Annotated in this window: 12 protein-coding genes; 3 read left to right on the top strand and 9 right to left on the bottom strand. The window is 50.4% G+C overall.

The features are described from left to right. Window positions 1–96 precede the first annotated feature (96 nt). Window positions 97–1,866 carry a hypothetical protein gene (locus tag ACYVK4_RS30345; RefSeq protein ID WP_461131343.1) on the top strand — a complete coding sequence of 590 codons (1,770 nt, stop codon included), beginning with the start codon at window positions 97–99 and terminating at the stop codon, window positions 1,864–1,866. A gap of 146 nt (window positions 1,867–2,012) precedes the next feature. Here ACYVK4_RS30345 and ACYVK4_RS30340 read toward each other — a convergent pair whose 3' ends face one another. Beyond that, entirely contained in the window at window positions 2,013–2,990 is a 978-nt protein-coding gene (locus ACYVK4_RS30340) for an SGNH/GDSL hydrolase family protein (RefSeq protein WP_461131342.1), read from the bottom strand. Window positions 2,991–3,200: 210 nt separating this feature from the next. Here ACYVK4_RS30340 and ACYVK4_RS30335 point away from each other — a divergent pair, with 210 nt between their 5' ends. Continuing rightward, entirely contained in the window at window positions 3,201–4,019 is an 819-nt protein-coding gene (locus ACYVK4_RS30335) for a peptidoglycan-binding protein (RefSeq protein ID WP_461131341.1), read from the top strand. On the opposite strand, the gene ACYVK4_RS30330 is transcribed toward ACYVK4_RS30335, so the two are convergent. The 5 genes from ACYVK4_RS30330 to ACYVK4_RS30310 form a co-directional block, all read right to left on the bottom strand. Next, window positions 4,011–6,656, bottom strand: coding sequence for a glycosyl hydrolase (locus tag ACYVK4_RS30330; RefSeq protein ID WP_461131340.1), 2,646 nt, complete (start codon window positions 6,654–6,656; stop codon window positions 4,011–4,013). The genes ACYVK4_RS30335 and ACYVK4_RS30330 overlap by 9 nt on opposite strands. Window positions 6,657–6,764: 108 nt before the next feature. Then, window positions 6,765–9,179 (bottom strand): carboxypeptidase-like regulatory domain-containing protein, encoded by a 2,415-nt coding sequence (locus tag ACYVK4_RS30325; RefSeq protein ID WP_461131339.1) that lies wholly within the window; start codon window positions 9,177–9,179, stop codon window positions 6,765–6,767. 2 nt (window positions 9,180–9,181) lie between these two features. Next, window positions 9,182–10,294, bottom strand: coding sequence for a DUF4249 domain-containing protein (locus ACYVK4_RS30320; protein ID WP_461131338.1), 1,113 nt, complete (start codon window positions 10,292–10,294; stop codon window positions 9,182–9,184). A gap of 80 nt (window positions 10,295–10,374) precedes the next feature. Next, complete coding sequence (locus tag ACYVK4_RS30315; RefSeq protein ID WP_461131337.1) at window positions 10,375–13,146, bottom strand: TonB-dependent receptor; 2,772 nt, start codon at window positions 13,144–13,146, stop codon at window positions 10,375–10,377. A gap of 2 nt (window positions 13,147–13,148) precedes the next feature. Continuing rightward, complete coding sequence (locus tag ACYVK4_RS30310) at window positions 13,149–13,874, bottom strand: hypothetical protein (RefSeq protein WP_461131336.1); 726 nt, start codon at window positions 13,872–13,874, stop codon at window positions 13,149–13,151. A 604-nt stretch (window positions 13,875–14,478) separates the two neighbouring features. Between ACYVK4_RS30310 and ACYVK4_RS30305 the strand changes: the two genes are divergently transcribed. Further along, on the top strand, window positions 14,479–15,627 hold the full coding sequence (locus ACYVK4_RS30305; RefSeq protein ID WP_461131335.1) for a PAS domain-containing protein: 1,149 nt from the start codon (window positions 14,479–14,481) through the stop codon (window positions 15,625–15,627). 130 nt (window positions 15,628–15,757) lie between these two features. On the opposite strand, the gene ACYVK4_RS30300 is transcribed toward ACYVK4_RS30305, so the two are convergent. From ACYVK4_RS30300 to pth, 3 genes are all read right to left on the bottom strand, one after another. Then, entirely contained in the window at window positions 15,758–16,759 is a 1,002-nt protein-coding gene (locus ACYVK4_RS30300; RefSeq protein WP_461131334.1) for a type I glyceraldehyde-3-phosphate dehydrogenase, read from the bottom strand. A 469-nt stretch (window positions 16,760–17,228) separates the two neighbouring features. Beyond that, window positions 17,229–17,669: a hypothetical protein gene (locus tag ACYVK4_RS30295; RefSeq protein ID WP_461131333.1), complete on the bottom strand. Its 441-nt coding sequence runs from the start codon at window positions 17,667–17,669 to the stop codon at window positions 17,229–17,231. Window positions 17,670–17,909: 240 nt separating this feature from the next. After that, complete coding sequence (pth, locus tag ACYVK4_RS30290) at window positions 17,910–18,470, bottom strand: aminoacyl-tRNA hydrolase (RefSeq protein WP_461131332.1); 561 nt, start codon at window positions 18,468–18,470, stop codon at window positions 17,910–17,912. Window positions 18,471–18,474: the final 4 nt, after the last annotated feature.

Raw genomic sequence — 18,474 nt, 5'->3', positions numbered from 1 at the left:
TGTAATACCGACCGTCCCGGTCGGGCGAGCCTGACTAACTAGCTGCTGGTCAGGGCTGCCCGACCGGGACGGTCGGTATTACGAACTCAATCAAAAATGAAAGACATCACAAGAAAGACCTTCCTTCACCAACTGACCGGCTTAGGGGCTGCTGTTGCTTTGTCCCCGCTCATTGCCTGGAAAGGCGATGAACAGGTGGAGGAAGAGTTTTATCAGAAAGTAGTTCAGGCGAACACGAAGGAAGTTGGCAGATTACTTCAGATGTTCGCGTCGGACATTACCGAGCTTCGGCGCCGGCTGGGCTTTGATCTGGCGAATCTGGCGGCTGCCTTTAATGAACCCAGTTCGCCATATTACCGAAAGCCGGAATTGATTCCGGTCATGGAGAAGGTCATTCGATTTCTGGTAACAAAGCAGCAGGATGATGGTACCCTTGATCTCGGCAATCTGTCTTCACCACCCGATACCGCCTTTATACTGGAACCGCTTTGCACAGCGGCAACCATCCTGAAAATGACTGATCTGCCTTCACTTTCAGTAGTAAAGACGCAACTCAAACAATTCATTCTAAAAGCGGGTGAAGCTCTTCGAACCGGGGGCATTCACACGCCGAATCACCGCTGGGTAGTGTCGGCGGCACTGGCGAAGATAAATGAGCTGTTCCCGAATCCCGGTTATGTTCGGCGGATTGACGAGTGGCTTTCAGAAGGGGTTTTTATGGATAAAGAGGGCCATTACCTCGAACGGAGCATGATCTATTCGGAGGTGATAGACCGCTGTCTGATTACAATGGCACATCTTCTCAAACGCCCCAAACTGTTGGAGTCCGTTCGCCGGAATCTGCAAATGACCTACTTTTATCTGGAACCCAACGGCGATCTGGTCACCAATGATTCACGACGGCAGGATCAGTTCATGACGGTCAATTGCCTGCCCTATTACCACGATTATCGTTTTATGGCCATTCAGGATGCCAATCCGGAGTTTGCGGCTATTGCCCGGTACATTGAAACGGTAAAGGGCTTTGACGAACGGATCAGCAATGACCTGCTGGCCTACTTTCTGGAAACGCCCCTGTACAAACAACCGCTACCGACGCCAAAGGCACCGCCGATAAATTTTGAGAAGTTTTTCCGGGAAACGAATCTGGTCAGAATTCGGCAGCAAGATACCACCACGACGATCTTCGGCGGAACGGACTTCCCGTTTATCGTTGCCTCGGGGCGGTCGACCAGTCCTAACTTCTTTGCTTATCGGAAAGGAGAGGCCATTCTGAACTACATGCGGCTGTCAACCAGCTTTTTTAATACCGGATATTTCCATAGTCAGGGCATCACGTATGCCCAGGGCGAGTATGTGTTACATCAGAAAATCGAAGCGCCTTACTACCAGCCCTTGCCCGACAAGTACAAACTCGCATCGGGCAACTATAAGCATTCGCCCAGCACCGACGGGCGTTTCTGGAATAAAATGGATTTTGAACACCGGCCCCAGAGCAATATCAGAACGATTGAGACCCGTATTGGCATTCGGAAGGAGAACGGAGGTAATGAACTTCGGTTTTCGGTAAAAGGAGCGGCTGGTGTACTGGTTACGATCGAACTTTGCTTTAAAGCGGGTGGCGACGTAAGTGGGTTGAAAAAGATAGAGGGCACGGCCGATAGCTATTCGATCGAGGGCGAATCAGGGCAGTACACCTACGGAAAAGACACCATCCGGTTCGGGCCGGGCGTATTTACGCATAAGAAAATCAGTGGCCTTGAGGGAGAGGTTTATTCATCACATTTCGGTAGCCTGAAAACGGAAGGCGTTCATGTGTACCTGACAGCCGTTACGCCTTTTGAGCATACGTTTCGAATTAGCTAAAAAGATTTTTAACCACAGAGACACGGAGAGCACAGAGGGTTCAACGGGCGACTTCTGCCCCTATAAATCCTCTGTGCTTTCCGTGTCTCTGTGGTCAAAAATCTTTTGAATCGGTACTAACTGGGTTATCAGTTTAAATGTAAACCTCAAGGCAGCAACTTCCTGATCTGAGCGTCCAACTCGGCGGCTTTGGTCTGTGCTTCGGCAAGGGGTAGTCCCACGTTCATACCGGGGCGTTTGTGGCCGGTGGCGGTTAGCCAGGCATCTTTCATCAGGCTTTGCCGGGTAGCCACGAGTTTGATAACCTGACCGGAATTAGGAACCATAGCTACCGAAGCGGCCAGGTCCGGGGCGCTGGCTACGGCTTTTTCGCCCAAGCCCAACAGAATACTTTTCGCCATGATCCAGTGGCCTGCGTCGCCGGGATGAACGCCGTCATTGGCCAAAGCAAAACCATTTACGGCAAAGGTCGCATCGACTTTTCGATGAGCTTCTAGGTATTCTTTCATGGGATAATGCAAGTCGATGATCGACCACTTTGCCACCGATTTCTGGCTTAGTAACCAGTCGGAATAGCGGTCGAGGACGGCCGCGTAGCCTTTGCTGGTACCCCGCTGTTCGTCGTAAATGGGCGGTGTCAGGTGAACGATGGGCACGCCCAGTTTAACGACTTCGCTGTGGAGCCAGTTGATCCCATCCCTGAACTTCTGAAACCGGCTTTCGTCCAGTGGTAAATAGATGCCGTCATTCATGCCGTAGCAGGCAAACACGAAGTCTGGTTTGGTGAGTTTAAGGACGCGCTCCAGGCGTTCGTGCAGGTCGGGGCGGGGAAATTTTCCGTCGGCATGCCCTTCTTCCGACAACCCGGAAACCGTTTCGCTGGGGAGGCCAACGTTAATGAACTCAATAGGCTGGTTGGGGTAATGCAGGCGAAAGTAAGCGTCGATAGCCGTAACATAAGTACCCGTATAGGTAATGCTGTTGCCCAGAAACAGGACTCGATGCACGTGGGGCGGAAAAGGTGTTTGGGCCTGGCAAACCTGACTCCATGGCATCAGGATAAAGAGATAGGCAATGAGAAACAGTCCGGCAGCTTTCCCGTCACAAGCGGTTCGTTTTTTCATGGGTGGGTTTTTCTGAATAGAGAGTTTTCGCTCCATATTTTACCTATTTCTTGGAGAAGAAGCTCATTTGTCGAAGAATAGTGAGCCCGGGTGGCTAGCCATTACCGGTTACAAAAAACGTGAAAATTACGGTAAGCGTCGTGATAATGGATTGGTATTGAATCGGTTATATTTGAAGTATCCTTTTTTTACTATCAAGCACACACGACCATGCATAAGACTTCCTTCAAAAATGAACTTGTCATCAATGGTACCCAGCGAAGAGATGGAGCCAACAATGTAAAGAAAGACGTTCGTAAAATTCAATCGTGGCTCACTCTCTTTAGTATGTCGAATCCGGGTGCTGCCACCGCCACCGGCATTGATGGTGATTTTGGGAAGGCAACGGAACAGGCTGTCAAAAACTTTCAAAAAGCGAAAGGAGCAGAACCCACCGGAGTCGTAGATCAGCAAACCTTCGATCTGCTGGCATTACCCCTTCAAAATGCCTTTACAGCAAACGCTACAGGCCCTGACCTGCGGGAACTGATTGTCAATACTGCCAGAAACCACGTTTCAAACCATCCGTTAGAATTAGTCATCGATAAAGAGTCAAACTCAGGGCCATGGGTAAGGGCATACATGGATGGTAACGAAGGAGCCGAGTGGTTATGGTGCATGGGATTTGTACAGACGATCCTCGATCAGGCCGCTTCTTTACAGGGAAAGAGTTTTAAAAAACTCATGCCGTCCACCTTTAGTTGCGATGTGGTGGGTACGTTGGGTTTACAAAACGGAAACCTTTTCCGACATACGCACATTCGAAACAACCCGTCCTTAATAAAACCAGGTGACATCTTTCTACTACAAAAGGCCCCGTTTGACTGGATGCACACCGGTATCGTAGTGGCCGTGGAGGACGACATTATTGAAACTATAGAAGGCAACACCAATGATGGCGGGTCCAGCAACGGAAACGCCGTTTTGCACCGGATGAGAAACTTCAGAAAATCGAAGATTGACGTATTCTCAATTGAGAGTTTAGTGTAATCTGTTCATTGGCGTCAGAGTTACAGGGCCTAATAAACCAGAGGGCACAGCGTCCCAGCGTGTGGCGTCAAAAGGTTTATATTGGATGTCGACGATGTTGATGTCATAAAACTTTTTCCAACCCGGATGCTGCCGGTCATAAAGGCGCATGTAGTTGGCCGATAGATTGGTTACGTCGATCTCCAGCCGGTTGTCGCGTGGTTTGAGTTGATTGGCCGGAATGTTCAGCCGAAACGGGATGCACCAGGCCGTTCCCAGCGGCTGGCCGTTCAGGCGTACTTCCGCAACCTCACGCACATCGCCGAGGTCAAGTGTATAGGTGGAGGCTGTCACGCCGTCGGGTAAATCAAATGTGGTGGTGTAGCGAGCCGTACCGGAGAAATAGCTGGCCGAATCTGACAGCGTAGTCCAGGAAACAAGGGTGGGCAGGATAGCCGATTGGACGTTTGCCGGTTTCTGCTGAGTCGAGAATGCCTTGACAAATTGCAGATGCCAGGGATTTTTCAGGATGATGCCTTGTGTCACTGACGCCATCCGTTGCTGACTCGCTTCGTCGGTATAGGGAACTGCTCCGGAATGAACATCGAGAAAACACGATTGCCCGGGTTCCAGCTGTAAATACACCTCTGCTTTTCCATTCTTCCCTTTGCGGATGGGCAGTAATGCGCGCTGGTTTGACAAGGGATCATATCGGCTTACGCGCCCCGTTGCCGAGAGAGTAATCCAGTTCTGGCGAAAGCGATTGCCGAGGTTCGTGATAAAATACTGCGTGGTATCGCTGGCCGGGCCTCTCCGCTTCCGAATAAAGGAAAGCCCATCGGCTGCCCAGCTTTCCACCCGAATTCCCAGACGGTTCATCGTTTCGAAGACCGATACGCTAACCGATACATTCGGTAGTTTTTGAAGTGTTTTGCCTAACTGCTGTACGGCCAGCGTTCGGGACTCATGGGTATGGAAACCAGCCGCCTGTTCAGGCAATTGTCCGTCAAAAATGACTCGAACGCCCTGCTGCGCCAGTTTGGTCAACTGGCGTAGGGAGGCTTCGGGAATATAGGTCGTGTGAGGAACCAGAATCACCTGATAGGTAGCTCCGCCGGCGCTGCGAACGCCTTTTTTTGTGGCAGTCAGGCTGGTGAGCAGGGCGTCAGACACGTAATCAAATGAATAGCCTTGTGCGCCCAGTCGCTCACATAGCTTGCCGAAAGGCTGCAGGAGCAGCCAGCGCTCCACATGGTGAACCTCCAATTGGTGAATCCCCCCCGCCGATTTTGCCGGGGTTGTCCACAAGTCATGGATTGGAAAATACACCAGCACATCATTGTCGGGCTTGCTGCTTTGCAGCCGGGCCTGAGCGCGCTCAATGTATTGGTTCAGGAGGGGCAGATGGGGCCAGAAGTGGGAGGTGGGACCGTAGTTGATCGAGGCATAGAACAGCCAACCGGGCGAATCCACCCGGGGCCAGCCTTCCGATGGGGGTGAATAGGGAATGCCGTGGTAAAAAATATGGTTGATCCCCGATGCCAGCAACTCATCGACCTGCGGCTTAATTTGAGACAGAGATACCTGAAAATGGTTGGCCAGCCAGGTACCGGTTTCGGAACTGACCAGCGGTTTCCCCAACAAATGAGCCGCCGATGACGCAAACTTCATCGCCAGCGGGTTCGGCGTGCCAAACCGGTCGACTTCATAATTGGCATCGACGCGGAGGCCGGGAATGGGAAACCGGCTGGAACCGAACGACTCCGTTTCGGGAATGTCGGCCGCTGCGTAGAGGTCGATTAGATTTCCCGGCGAACCGTGCGCCTGATTTCGGGTTCGGTAGCCCGCCTTATGCGCCCAGTTAGACCAGGGCTTCGCAAACCCATCGAGCAGTAATTCGGACAGCGTCTGGTGGTAATCCTGATGCACCAGAATACTGGTCGGCGATTGTGTGGTGTCGAGCAGGGCGGCTACCTGGGTGTTGAGGTCGTAGCCACGTCGGGCTTTAAATTCAGCCAGGAAATTGTCGGTCCAGTTGGCTCCGTATACTTCGTAAGAGTCATTATAAACAGCCCGGGGCTTCATAGGCGACAGATTCAGCGTCGAGTCGAACCGGCGCAGATACTGATCGAGGGCCTGTTTGCTAAAGTAGTCGATAACCAGTCCCTGACTGCCCGGTGCGGGTCGCTTCACCTGCTGGTTGGTCAGCGTAGTCGTCAGTTTGCCGTTTTCCAAGCCCCATTTTTTAGCGGCCATGGCCGTCGATACTCCGGGTCCGCCAAACGGCCAGCCTGTGCCGATAGTCAGGTCGACACCGAGGCCCAGCCGCTTCCCTTCGCGGACGGTATGTGAAAAAACGGACAGCCAACGGTCGCTCAGGTACGGGATAAACTGTTTTTCGAAGCCTTTGACGCCGTAAATGGGAATGATATGAACGCCACCCAGACCGGCCTTTGAAAACTGTTCCAGCAGGTCGGTAATATCGGCTTCATTGACGGCATTGCCCATCCACCACCAGTATGTCCAGGGGCGGGCCGTTTTTCCCTGGGCTGAAGTGCGCTGGGTTGGCTGACTGGTGGTTCTGGAGGTCGACTGGGCAAAGGTTGGTGCAGACAAACAAAGCCACACCAGTAAGCCGATAAGAAAGGACGATTTCATGAAGTTTAGGGTCAGATGCTGAAAGCGAGCGGGTCTTTAGTCAACAGGAACGTTAACGAAAGACCCGCAAGGAACAGTTCATACTGGTAACCGCCGTACTGTACCCACCTATTTCGGAGTATTTTTTACTTCGAACAGCACCCGCTGGTTACCGGCCTGACCGTTTGGATCGAGACCATTTACTTCGGCCACATAGGTGCCCGGCTGATCGGAGGTATAGAATTGCACCCGGCCTTTGCCCTGTGCGTCGGTTTTCAGGGCTGGGTTCCAGTAGAGTAAAGTCCGGGCATCGGGTAAGCGGCTGCTGAGTTGTTTGGCCGTCTCGTAGCGGGGTGAATAAAACTCCCGTTGTAGTTGGAGTCCATCGTACGACAGAGTTACGGCCGCCGGGTTGATGGGAAAGCCAGCCAGATCGCCTTTGTACGATATAAAGCTGATAAGCCCCGGAAACATGGCCGGACCGATGAAATAGTGGTTCGTGATCACGTCGATCTGCTTAATCTTCAGCGGGCTGAATTCAATGACTTTGTCCATGTCGAAGATCGGTACGCCATCCATCAGCACCAGCGACGGGTCTTCGAACAGGGCTCGGTAAGGGGCATTCGGTACGTAGAGCCGGAAATGGCCCTGTTTTTTACGGGGCATAACACCCAGGACGTACTCGCGCAGCACCTCTTCCATGCGTGGGAAACGGGTGTAGACATCGAGTAAATACGACTCGCCGGGCTTGCCATAAAACGCGCTGCTGTCAACGGGCGGATATTGATACCGAATGGCCTGATCGCCCAGATACGTTGTCTGTACCTGCATGGACACACTCCGGTTCAGCAGTTGATCTGCCTGCGATTCGGCAACGGCCGGCTCGGGCAGGCGAGTGCTGGTGGATGAGCCTGCGAAGGGGTTGACAACCGTAAGTTTCAAGAGACTATCCTGTGGATTGGTTTGAAAAATAATGTTTCGGCCCCCGTAAAAATCCTGCATCTCGAAGCGAACCCGCCCTTCGGCGTCACTGCGCGAGACATACAGCCGGAGCGGTCTGCCCGGCGAGGACAGATAGGTCATAACACCTGGGACGGGCGCACCGGAAACGGGGTCGGTTACGGTGCCCTGGATCAGCATTCCGTTATGTTCCGGGATAAAGGGTTTTGTGGCTGGGCTGCTTAACACCTCTTCCCATTTGAACCGGCGCCAGCCGTGCGTGAGCATGAGGTTGTCGGTAGCTTCCTTAACTTCGGCCGTTTCCGGCTGCAGGTAATAGTCCGGCGATTCGATTTGCCCCTGCAAGTCGGAAGTCATCCAGAGGTAACTCAGAATATTGTTCGATCCACCATTTGCCAGCGAATCGAGCCGATAGACTGAAACGGATAAATTAGCCTGACTTGCTGTCGAGGCAGACGCCTGTACCTTCGTATCCAGCGTGACTTTGGTGCGGGGGGCATACTGGTTCTGGTCAGGTTTCAGATCAATGGTGAGCGGGTTCGCTGGTCGTTTGAAATACAGGCGTTCGCAAACGGGTTTCCGGTCGGCGTTGAAAATTGTCAGGTGGGAGATGCCTTCGCCCAATGTCTTTTTGTCGACCAGAAAGGTAGTTTCGCGCTGGAGAGGGCGGAGTTCGGCGGCCTTGATTTCGTTGCGGGTATGGGCAAAGAGGTAGACCGGCCCGGTCCTATCCAGATTGGTGTTCACCGTTACCCTGAGCTGGTTGTCAGCGCTTTCTTCGAGCCGCATGGTATAGCCCTGGGCATAAATGGTTGGGAGAGGACGAGTAACCAGGTGCCCTTTTTCGTCGGTTACTGTGACCCGGTAGCTGGTGTTAGCTGCGGGGGTAAATGAGAATCGGCCCATGCCGTATTTATGCGAAGCAAAGCGGGCCAGTGTGTCATTTTGACTGGTCAGCAGCCAGCCCCGCACCGGGACACCCCGCCCGGCCGCATCTACGACTTTAAACGCCACCTTACCAGGAAGACCCTGCACCAAATTGCCGCCTTCAGGAAAAAGCTGAACATCGTAATCGGGTGTTGGTTTCAGCAACGGAAGCCCCAGCGGCTTAAAGGGATTGACAAGGGTGAGGGTTTTTTCAAAGAAAAAGGCAGGGCTGAAATTCTTCATCCAACTGGTGTAGGCCCGCATCAGATAGGTACCCGAATTTAGCGATGCGGGCAGAAAAAGAGTGCCGTTGCCGCCCTCTGACGACAGCGCTACTTTGGTTTGCAATACGGATTTATTGTCTTTGTCTAACAGCTCCAGATAAGTTATCCTGCTGACATCGAGTGGTTTGTGCTGGGTGCCGTCGACATAATAGACCTTGAACCACATGGTTTCGCCCGTGACGTAAAAAGTCTGGTCGGTATGGACAAACAGTTTTTCCTGTAAGGCCTGCCGACGGTAAGCGTCAAAGGACTGCACCAGCGCAGACGCCGAAGGGGGTGCTTGGCCAAAGGTTGGTAACTGGCTCAGCAGGAGAAGGCTACAGACTATATAGTGGCGAATAGCGGGCATAGTGAAGGGCGTTCGGCGGGACATGGTTACCGCCAGAAGTCAGGTCGTTTTAAAATACCGCCCCCAAGGCGGCAATCCACACAGAATTCGGACGTCGTCAGGTAGCTTCCCCGATCGAACATGTTAATGATCGATGGCTTGTCTTTAATAATGTCGGACAGGCTTAGGGTATCAACCGGACAGTTTGAGTAAGGTGTCGCTGTGATGAAGTCAGGAATTTGCGAATGCGTAATGAAGATTCGTTTTGTTTCAACTGAACCAACCCGAAAGAAGCCCAGAACCAATTCACTGGTATTGGTGGTGCAACGGATGTTTCCCGTGATCTGCGAAGGTTGAGGATCGAAAATAGAGCCGATGTTCTGCGTTATCCTGGCCAGCTGATCGTAATAGTCGAAACCCGACTGACTCAGCGCGAACTGTCTGACCAGCATACTGTACTTCACCCCGAGCTTCATGGAACTACCTTCAATGAATGTCAACGGAAACTGACTTACCACATCTTTGCTGAGCCGGGTGGTCGAGGTGGTCATAATATTGGTCGAGCTGTTACTCCGCCAGCACTGGTTGATAGGGACCTCCCGGTTGACGATCTGGTTATTCTTCAACTCATAGACCGAATAATAAGGCGTGAAGTACTCCCAGGTTTCGTCAAATTCCCAGCGGTAATAGCGGGTGTTGTTGTTGGGGTCGTGGGTATTGACACTAAGCTGCACGCCATTGTTCTCAACGCGCCAGCTGACACTATCGATTGGGGGTGTCTTAATAACCGGCACATAGTCTGAATAGTAGTCAACGCCTTTCGTTTTGACATGCAGCCGGTAGTTTTCGCCGGGCACCGGTGTCACTCCCGAGAGCGTATACGTACCGCCGGTTCCTTCAACAAGGGTGTAAACCGCTTTATTCTGGCTCTCGATCGTCACAGCCGCTTTTGTCTCGGCGGTAGGGGCTTTGGTATCGGTCAATGCCTGCGTGCGCGACAGCTGGATCGTAGATGTCGTGCCGGGTGCGCTGTTGAAAAAGCCATTAACCACCAGGTAACTCCCCGGCGACGTAATTTCGGGGGGGCGGTAGGGGTCAACGCACCCGCCAACAACCAGGATCAGTAACCAGGAAAATATATGTCTCGACGTGTTCTTCATAGTAGAGTTAGGGCGGAGATGCACGGAGGTACACCGAGCTTATATACTTTTCGTTGTGCATCTCTGTGGCCCATCATTTCTTAAAATCTGAAATTATACGTAATCGATGGAATCGGGTTGCCAAAGATGGAGAGCTGATAGCCGTTGATCCGGCCATTCTCCGATTTGAAATAGACCGAGTAAGCGTTATGCCGACCTAGTAAATTGTAAATTGAGATCGTCCACGAGCTGTGTGCCAGCTTCTTCACTTTGTGGTTTCCTTCAATGTTCATGGCAAAGTCGGCCCGGTAATAATCCGGTATCCGGTACTGGTTGCGCTCTGAATACAGCAGCCGGGCGGCATTGTCGAGGATGTATTTCCCAACCGGCAATGTAATCGGCCGCCCCGTGCTGTAGGTAAAATTCAATGACAGGCTGAACCGACGGTTGATCTTGTAATTGCTGATCATAGTGAAATCATGCGGCTTGTCGTAGCTGCTTGGGTAGAAATTTCCCTGATTGATGGTCTCGCTGTTGCCGGGGCTGCTGGTACGCAGCAGCGTTCGGGCGTAGGTGTAGCTGAGCCAGCCATTGAGCTTGCCCGTCATTTTCTTCACCAGAAATTCAACACCATAAGCTTTTCCTTCGGCCTGCACCACGTCGGTTTCAATATGGTGATTCAGAATCAGGGAGGCACCACTCCTGTAATCGAGCATATTCTGCATCGTTTTGTAATACCCCTCCACCGACAGTTCGATGGTGTTGTTCCGGTTGTTTTTGTAGATACCCACGGCATACTGATCGCCCACCTGCGGTTTGATGTTCGGGTCGCTGAGTTTCCAGATGTCGGTCGGCGATATAACCGTTGTATTTGACAGCATTTGTATGTACTGCCGCGTACGGTTGAAACTCGCCTTGATCGACGCCGTATTGGAGAGACCATATCGGATGGCTACCCGATATTCTGGCCCGCTATAGGTCGATATCGCTTTATTTGTCCCATAAGCGAGCGTGTCAATAATGGTATTCAGCGTTTTAGGGGAGCCCGGCGCGTATTGAAATACCGAACCCGGCCCCAGGTAGGAGTATAACGAGTACCGCAATCCGCCACTGATTGACAATTTGGGGCTAATATCGAATCGATCACCTATGTAGACCGCGCTTTCCAGCCCCTGTTCGGTGGGCACCACATCGGGCAGAATCAGCGATTCGCTGCCCTGGGGACCGAACGTGCCCGGAGATATTTTGTAATGCGTGCTGCTGATGCCAAAATCTACCGCGTGCTGGTTGGTGGGGTAGTAGTTGAAGTCGGCTTTGAGCTGCGACTGCTTAATGAAAAAGGCCAGCTGATAGGCATTGACCGGATTCTTCTCGCTCGAAACGTCGTATTTATACCCGCTGTAACTGCCGGTAAAGACGCTGTACAGTTTGTTGGTGATAATATGTTTCCACTTCAGCGTCGCGGTCTGATTCTGGTACCGATAGGAGGTATCGCTGTTGAGCTTGAACTGGTCGCGGCTCAGGTAACCCGTTAGGTAGATCGTGTTCTTCTCGTTGAAATCATGGGTGATGTGCAGGTTCAGGTCGTAGAACCGGGCCTGACTTTTCTGAAACGAAGCATTCTGCAACTGCTTTAACAGCCAGTCGGAGTAAGACGACCGAACGCCCGCAATAAACGACGTTTTGTCTTTCAGGATCGGGCCTTCCAGCGTCAGACGGCCGGTGAGCAGGCCAATACCTCCCGAGCCGACAAATTTCTTCTTATTGCCGTCGCGCGTCTGCACATCCAGCACCGACGACAATCGACCCCCAAATCGGGATGGAATGGCACTTTTGTACAATTCAGCGCTCTTGATCATGTCGGGGTTGAAGGCCGAGAAAAAACCAAACAGGTGCGACGAGTTGTAAATCGTAGCGTCGTTATACAGAATCAGGTTCTGGTCGGTAGCTCCCCCGCGCACATTGAGGCCGGTGGAGCTTTCGCCTACCGTCTTTACACCCGGTAAGGTCTGGATAACCCGTAATAGATCGGCTTCGCCCAGGGCTGTGGGCACTTGTTTAATACTTTTTATGTCTACCCGCTCCTGACCCATCTGTAGTCCGGAAATATTCTTGTCCTTCTCGGCTTCGATCACCACTTCTTTCAGCGCAATAACGTCGTCTTCCATCTCTATGTCGAATTTCCCATCGGCATAGAGAATAATCCGGCGACGGGTATCTTTCAACCCAATGCTGCGCAGTTTCAGGTCGTGTCGCCCACGGGGAAGCGTGATGGAGTAATAGCCAAACTGGTCGGAAATGGTACCCACGCGGGGGTTATCCAGGTAAACGGCGGCTCCCACAATAGGCTCGCCGGAGGAGACATTCCGTACATAGCCCGAAATTGTTGACCGCCCCGGCCGGATGGGCGTTGTGCGCTTGCCAATTTCGTAGACCTTCGTTTCCGGCTCAATTCGTTTGGTCTGACTTTCGGTCAGATATGAATTCAGCGTCGAATCGTTGCGGGATTCGGAGCGGCCCCGGATAAAAAAGCCGATGGGTAACTCCGTACGAATGGGACGACTTGAGGTGATGTAAACCCGCTGCTGGTTATCAATGGCAAATGCGTATTTAGTGCCATTGAACAACTGCTGAAGCACCAGCCGGAGGGGCTGTTTGTCCACGCGCAAATCGACGGTAATACTGTCGGCATCAGATGAGTTATAAAAAAAGCGGTAAGGTGTCTGGGCTTCTATCCGCTGAACGAACTGCTCAAAGCGAAGCGATGAGAAGTCACCACTGATGGGCCTGTCGGCCGGGGTTTGTGCCGAGGCAGATCGCACGAGGAAAAAGAATCCCAGAAACAGAAAACAAACGCGGTACAGTTGGGCCATCATCACTTGGTTAATTCGTCATAGCGTTGCGTTACCCGCTTTACCGCTTCTTCGCGCTGGTTATCATTAAATTTTAACTCATTCGAACGAATGAATTTTCGCAGGGTTTTTGCCTGTTCAGGAAATAAGTTCAGCATTGAACGCTTACTTTTTATTTCATGATAGACACCACTTTTCAGGATATAGAAGCGGTCTTTTGGTACATATTCGGCCTGATACGAACCACTTGAAATATCTTCGTGTACCGTTTTCTGACGGTGTGACAGCGCTTTGGTGGGACCATTATAAAGGATCTCGTAAAAGTCGGTGGTTAAGCCGGTGGCACTGTCTCCCACAATTCGTGAGAACCGGTGGTCTCCCAGCGTGAAATCGGAAATATATTCATTTCGTACCCGGAGCCGATAGCCACCTCCCGGCGGCTTAATGGACAACTCACTTCGGACTATATCGTACAGCATTTCGACATGCTGGTAACGTACACCGTTATAGTGAATAGTACCCGCCTGCATGTTGTCGCTGATGTAATAGGGATGAACCTTTATGCGGGGGTCATGAGCAATGTATTCATTCCCCACGTAGATGTGCGCCTGTTCGTTTAGGGTTCGCTCATAAGCCGCAATGGCCTCACGGCTGGCCATGGGAATAAAAGCGCTGTCGGGCAGTGCCGATTGCCCAAAGCCGGGCGTTATGAAGCACAGGAGAAGGAGTAAAACGATAGGAGTAGGCATACTGGATAGATCGTCATGAACCCCGGCGGTTGATGGCTGCTTAAAAGTAGCGTAAACCTGTCATATATTGAAATATGTATTGCTCTATTAGAAATGTCGCCAAACCTATCCAGTCGTTTGATAGGAAGTCCACCAACTTAATGTACGAATGTTGTTCAAGACAGGACGATGCAACTTTTGTCGAGTTATTCGGCCTATAGTGAAGAAGTCTGGTGCCCGGATGGTAGAGAAATAATTAAATGCCTGGCTACGATAGCTACTAATATATTTGGCAGATAGAGGAAAAAATTATAACTATCCTTATATTTGCTTAGGTCTAAGTGCTATTTGTGGCTGAATAAATGGGCGTAAAGATAAATAATTTACACATATGTTTATTTGTTAGTATAAGGTATCAGCCAAGTTTTATAGATTTGTCTACTTGAAGTGCGTACACAGACTTGCTGTTAAGTGGGCTGTTTTGCTGGTTTATGATAGCTGCACACATAGTATTAGCAGAACAAGTACCATTGTGTGTGAATCCTGGTGAGACTGGCCAATTTTTGGATAGACCGTATAGCCTCAATTGATTTCGTATTTGTCAAAAAGAACCCTGTAAGTGGCTATGAATCGGACGAACTCGCCCTCAGCTAAGTTAGTACAGAACGTCATGATGGCATCACCAAACGGGGTGATGGTGCTTCAGGCTATTCGCAGCGCAGACGGCAGGCTTGTTGACTTATACATGACGTTGATTAATGGGGTTGCTGAACAAGAGCTGGATTGTCCGGCTGTTGAAGTACTAGGGCAGTCATTTTCGCTGTTTTTCCCGCATCTGGCCGAAAAAACTCTGCTGGAACGATACCGTCAGGTTTTAGATACCGGTAAATCCACTCAGTTCGACATTCAGTTCTTCCGTTCGGGTAGGTCAAAGCCTATTTGGTGGGATGTGTCTGTGGTCCAAATGGAAAAAAGTCTGTTGATAACCTATACCGACATTACTGAGTCAAAGACAGACGTCGACACTGAGCCGCTTGCGGATATTCTACAACTCGCTTTTGATGAATCCCCTTACGGTGTATCGGTTTTTGAGGCCCTTCAGGATGAACAGGGCCGGGTCAACGATTTTAAACTGGTCATGATCAACAAAGCCGGAATGGTCATGAGTGGGTTTCTCCACAATGGGCTTTTAGGGCGGACGATTTGGGAAATGTATCCCTCAACCGGTATAAACGGCTTGTTTGGTCAATATGTAAAAGTTTACGAAACGAGCCAGCCTATTTCTACCGAGCATTACTATCCGGAATACGATACGTGGCGCGATGTGAAGATCATGCGGGTAGATGAGGGTATTATGGTTACCTACAACGATATTACACGCTTAAAAAAAGCGGAGGCCAGAAACCGACATTACGATCATCTTTTAGCGGATGTATTGGAAAGCTATCCAGCAGCCATGGCAATCGTTGTCCCCGTCCGAACGGAAAAAGGAGCCAGTCATCGCATTGCTGATTTTCAGGTACTGAATGCCAACTCCGCCCTGGCAAACCTGTTGGGACGGTCTATTTCTCAAGTGGTTGGCCAGTCGATTACTCAGGTCTTTCAACATGCCAATTCGGTGGAGTTATTATGTCATTGTATGGCGGCAATGCTTGAGACTCAAAAACAGGCATTTATTATGCAGTTGAATGATACCGACGATTCAGCCCGGTATCAGGTTTCGGTAACTCCCAGCGGTGATCATCTTATTTTATCCGTTGATGTGATAGACTGATTGATGAATAGCTTTACCGGAAAAATACGGAACCGGCTTTGCTGATTGGGATTGTTTTAACAGTAGTAAGGGTTGATAAACCAGCACCTGCCTGGCTCATCAACCCTTTGCGATAACTCGATTAGTTGTGTTAGAGCTTAGCCGCTAAAAAGGCAGCTACTTCCGCCAGTCGGGTGGCGTACCCCCACTCATTATCGTACCAGGCCGCCACAGACAGTAATTCCCCCTGCTTGGCCGTCAGCGGTAAGTCTACAATCGACGAGTGCGGATCGGCTACAATTCGGGAAGAGGCCCATTCGCCGGCAAGTACATCCAAAACCCCCTTCAGAGGACCTTCAGCGGCTGCTTTAGTAAAGGCTTCATTCACTTCTTCAACCGTGCAGTCCTTCTCGGTAATCAGGTTCAGCTCGGCAATGCTGCCAGTCCGGGTTGGCACGCGGTATGCTTTCCCTGTAATTTTCAGGTCTTTCCAGATGAACTGCAACGCCCGTGCTGCGCCGGAGGAGGAGGGGATAATGTTCTCTGCCGCTGCCCACGAATCCCGCCGGTCTTTCATGGGCTGATCGGTTAACGACTGCGTGTTCGTGTAGGCGTGTACTGTTGAAAATAGTCCGTATTTAATGCCGAAGTTCTCCAGAACAACTTTCACAACGGCGGCCAGTGCATTGGTTGTACAACTGGCCATGCTAATGATTTTGTGCGTTTCCGGGTTGAAATCATCCAGATTGATGCCTTTCAACAGGACGGCATCACAGTCATCGAGGGTTTTGGGTGGAGCGCTGACGAGCACGTGTTTAGCCCCCCGATCCAGGTGGGCCTGGGCACCCGCTCGGGTGGTGGAGCGGCCCGTACAATCAACAACCAGGTCTACGCCCAGAGCCCCCCAATCCGGAACTTCTTTGGACGAGTTCAGATACGGGATGTCGCGCCCGCCAATGGTAAATTGATCTTCTTTTGCCGAAACGGGCTCGTGCCAGCGACCGTAGTTTGTATCGACGTCAAACAAAGCTGCGAGAGTCGTGGCCTCTTTAATGTCTGAAATAGATACGGGTTCAAAGAGATTGTTGCGTAACCCAATACGAAGAAACTGCCGCCCGATGCGACCAAACCCATACATTGCAATACGTCCCATAGTAATCAGTTGATGGCTGGTTTCTCCTGAAACAACCAGAAGGACATAGGGTTTTCAGAAGCCCTGCTAAATTTTGTATTTAACTATGAATGCGCTCAGCTAAATAAAATTTTTGTCCAGACGAAACAATACGCCCTCTAATGGATTATATATAAAACATATGTGAAATTATACCTTTGATGTGCCTGTGCGGCAATCCCACCCGGGCAGCCATGGGGAATGAAACGGGCTCCGTGCTGTACAATACTTACAATTTTGTTAGCGAACGGCCCAAAAAAATTTAACGGGTCAACACCAATTGACTGACAATTTCACAAAGGTAAAGGGCCTATAAAAAAGATAAGGTTCCCCGATCTATTGCGGAGAACCTTATACTGACTATTCCTAAACCCTTAACCTTTTCTACATGAAAAACTAACTTTTACTCTTTTCTGTTCCAAACACCGAATAAATCGGTAATTGTTTTATCTTACTGAACGTCAGTGGCTTCCGTAATGGGCTGATTGGCATTCCAAAGGAAATTAATCATCCGTACTGTGTGATCCGCCTGGTTCATCCAGTTACTGGCGTTTGCACCTTTGTGCTTGGCCAGGGTATTTGCTAACTGAGTGGCTGCTTCGTTGAACTTAGCGCGATCGGCGGGACTGATAGACAGCACAGCCGAGGGGCTTTGGTTATACAACGATACTACACTCATAAAGTTTTGCCAATTGGTAGTCTGCGCAAACTTGGCAACGTTTTGTCCGATAAAAGCAGCGAACTGCGTTTGCGAACCATTGACAAGCATAGCACTTGCCGGCTTGGTGGCTGCCGGGCTATCATCAGTGTTGGTGGTGGTAGCCGCGTCTGCCTGAGTGATCACTAATCCTAATCCAAGTACCAGTGATGCAAAGATAACACGCGATTTCATTGATTTGTTCTATTTTGTTTTCAATCAGATAACGCACAAATGTCTATAGAAAGTTTGAATGTACAAACCCTCTTTATGTCCTGTCCGGAATTTTGTTCCGAATTTTATGCGGTTAACTTTGTATTTTAAACAAATAGTCAATTATAAGTCGCTATAGTCAAAATAATATTTTGTTAATTTAGTTAGTTGCTAGTTGATTATACTATTCCGGAAAAGTGCAATTTTCTTTAAATAGTTATATCATTGGTTGTAATTATTCATGGCTGTCTGTATGCCCATAGTACAAAAAGCAAGGACAGCCTCCCCGGTACGATCTAAATAATCGGGAAGTTGAATCAATTCATCCTCCGGAAACTGGCCTAAAACGAAATCAACCTGTCGGCCTTTCGAGAAATTATTGCCAATGCCCATCCGCAATCGGGCGTATTCCTGGGTGTTAAGTGACTCATCGATACTGCGTAAGCCGTTGTGTCCGCCCGGTGATCCTTTGGGTTTCAACCGCAGTTTTCCAAAGGGCAGATCTTTGTCGTCGGTGATGATCAATACATTTTCAATCGGAATATTTTCCTGCTTCATGTAATACAAAACCGCTTTGCCACTCAAGTTCATGTAGGTGGTGGGTTTTATGAAGAATAACTGCTTTCCCTTGTACTGCCATTTGGCCGTGTAGGCCAGGCGGGTCATGGTAAATGAGAAGCCATGCTGGGCGGCCAGTCGGTCGAGTGCCATGAAGCCGGCATTATGACGGGTGAGTGCGTATTCAGGGCCAATGTTGCCCAGGCCAACGATAAGAAATTTCATAAAG

The sequence above is a fragment of the Spirosoma aerophilum genome (assembly GCF_054782495.1).
Note: the sequence above shows the minus strand (reverse complement) of the source record. Positions and strands in the feature narration are given on the sequence as shown.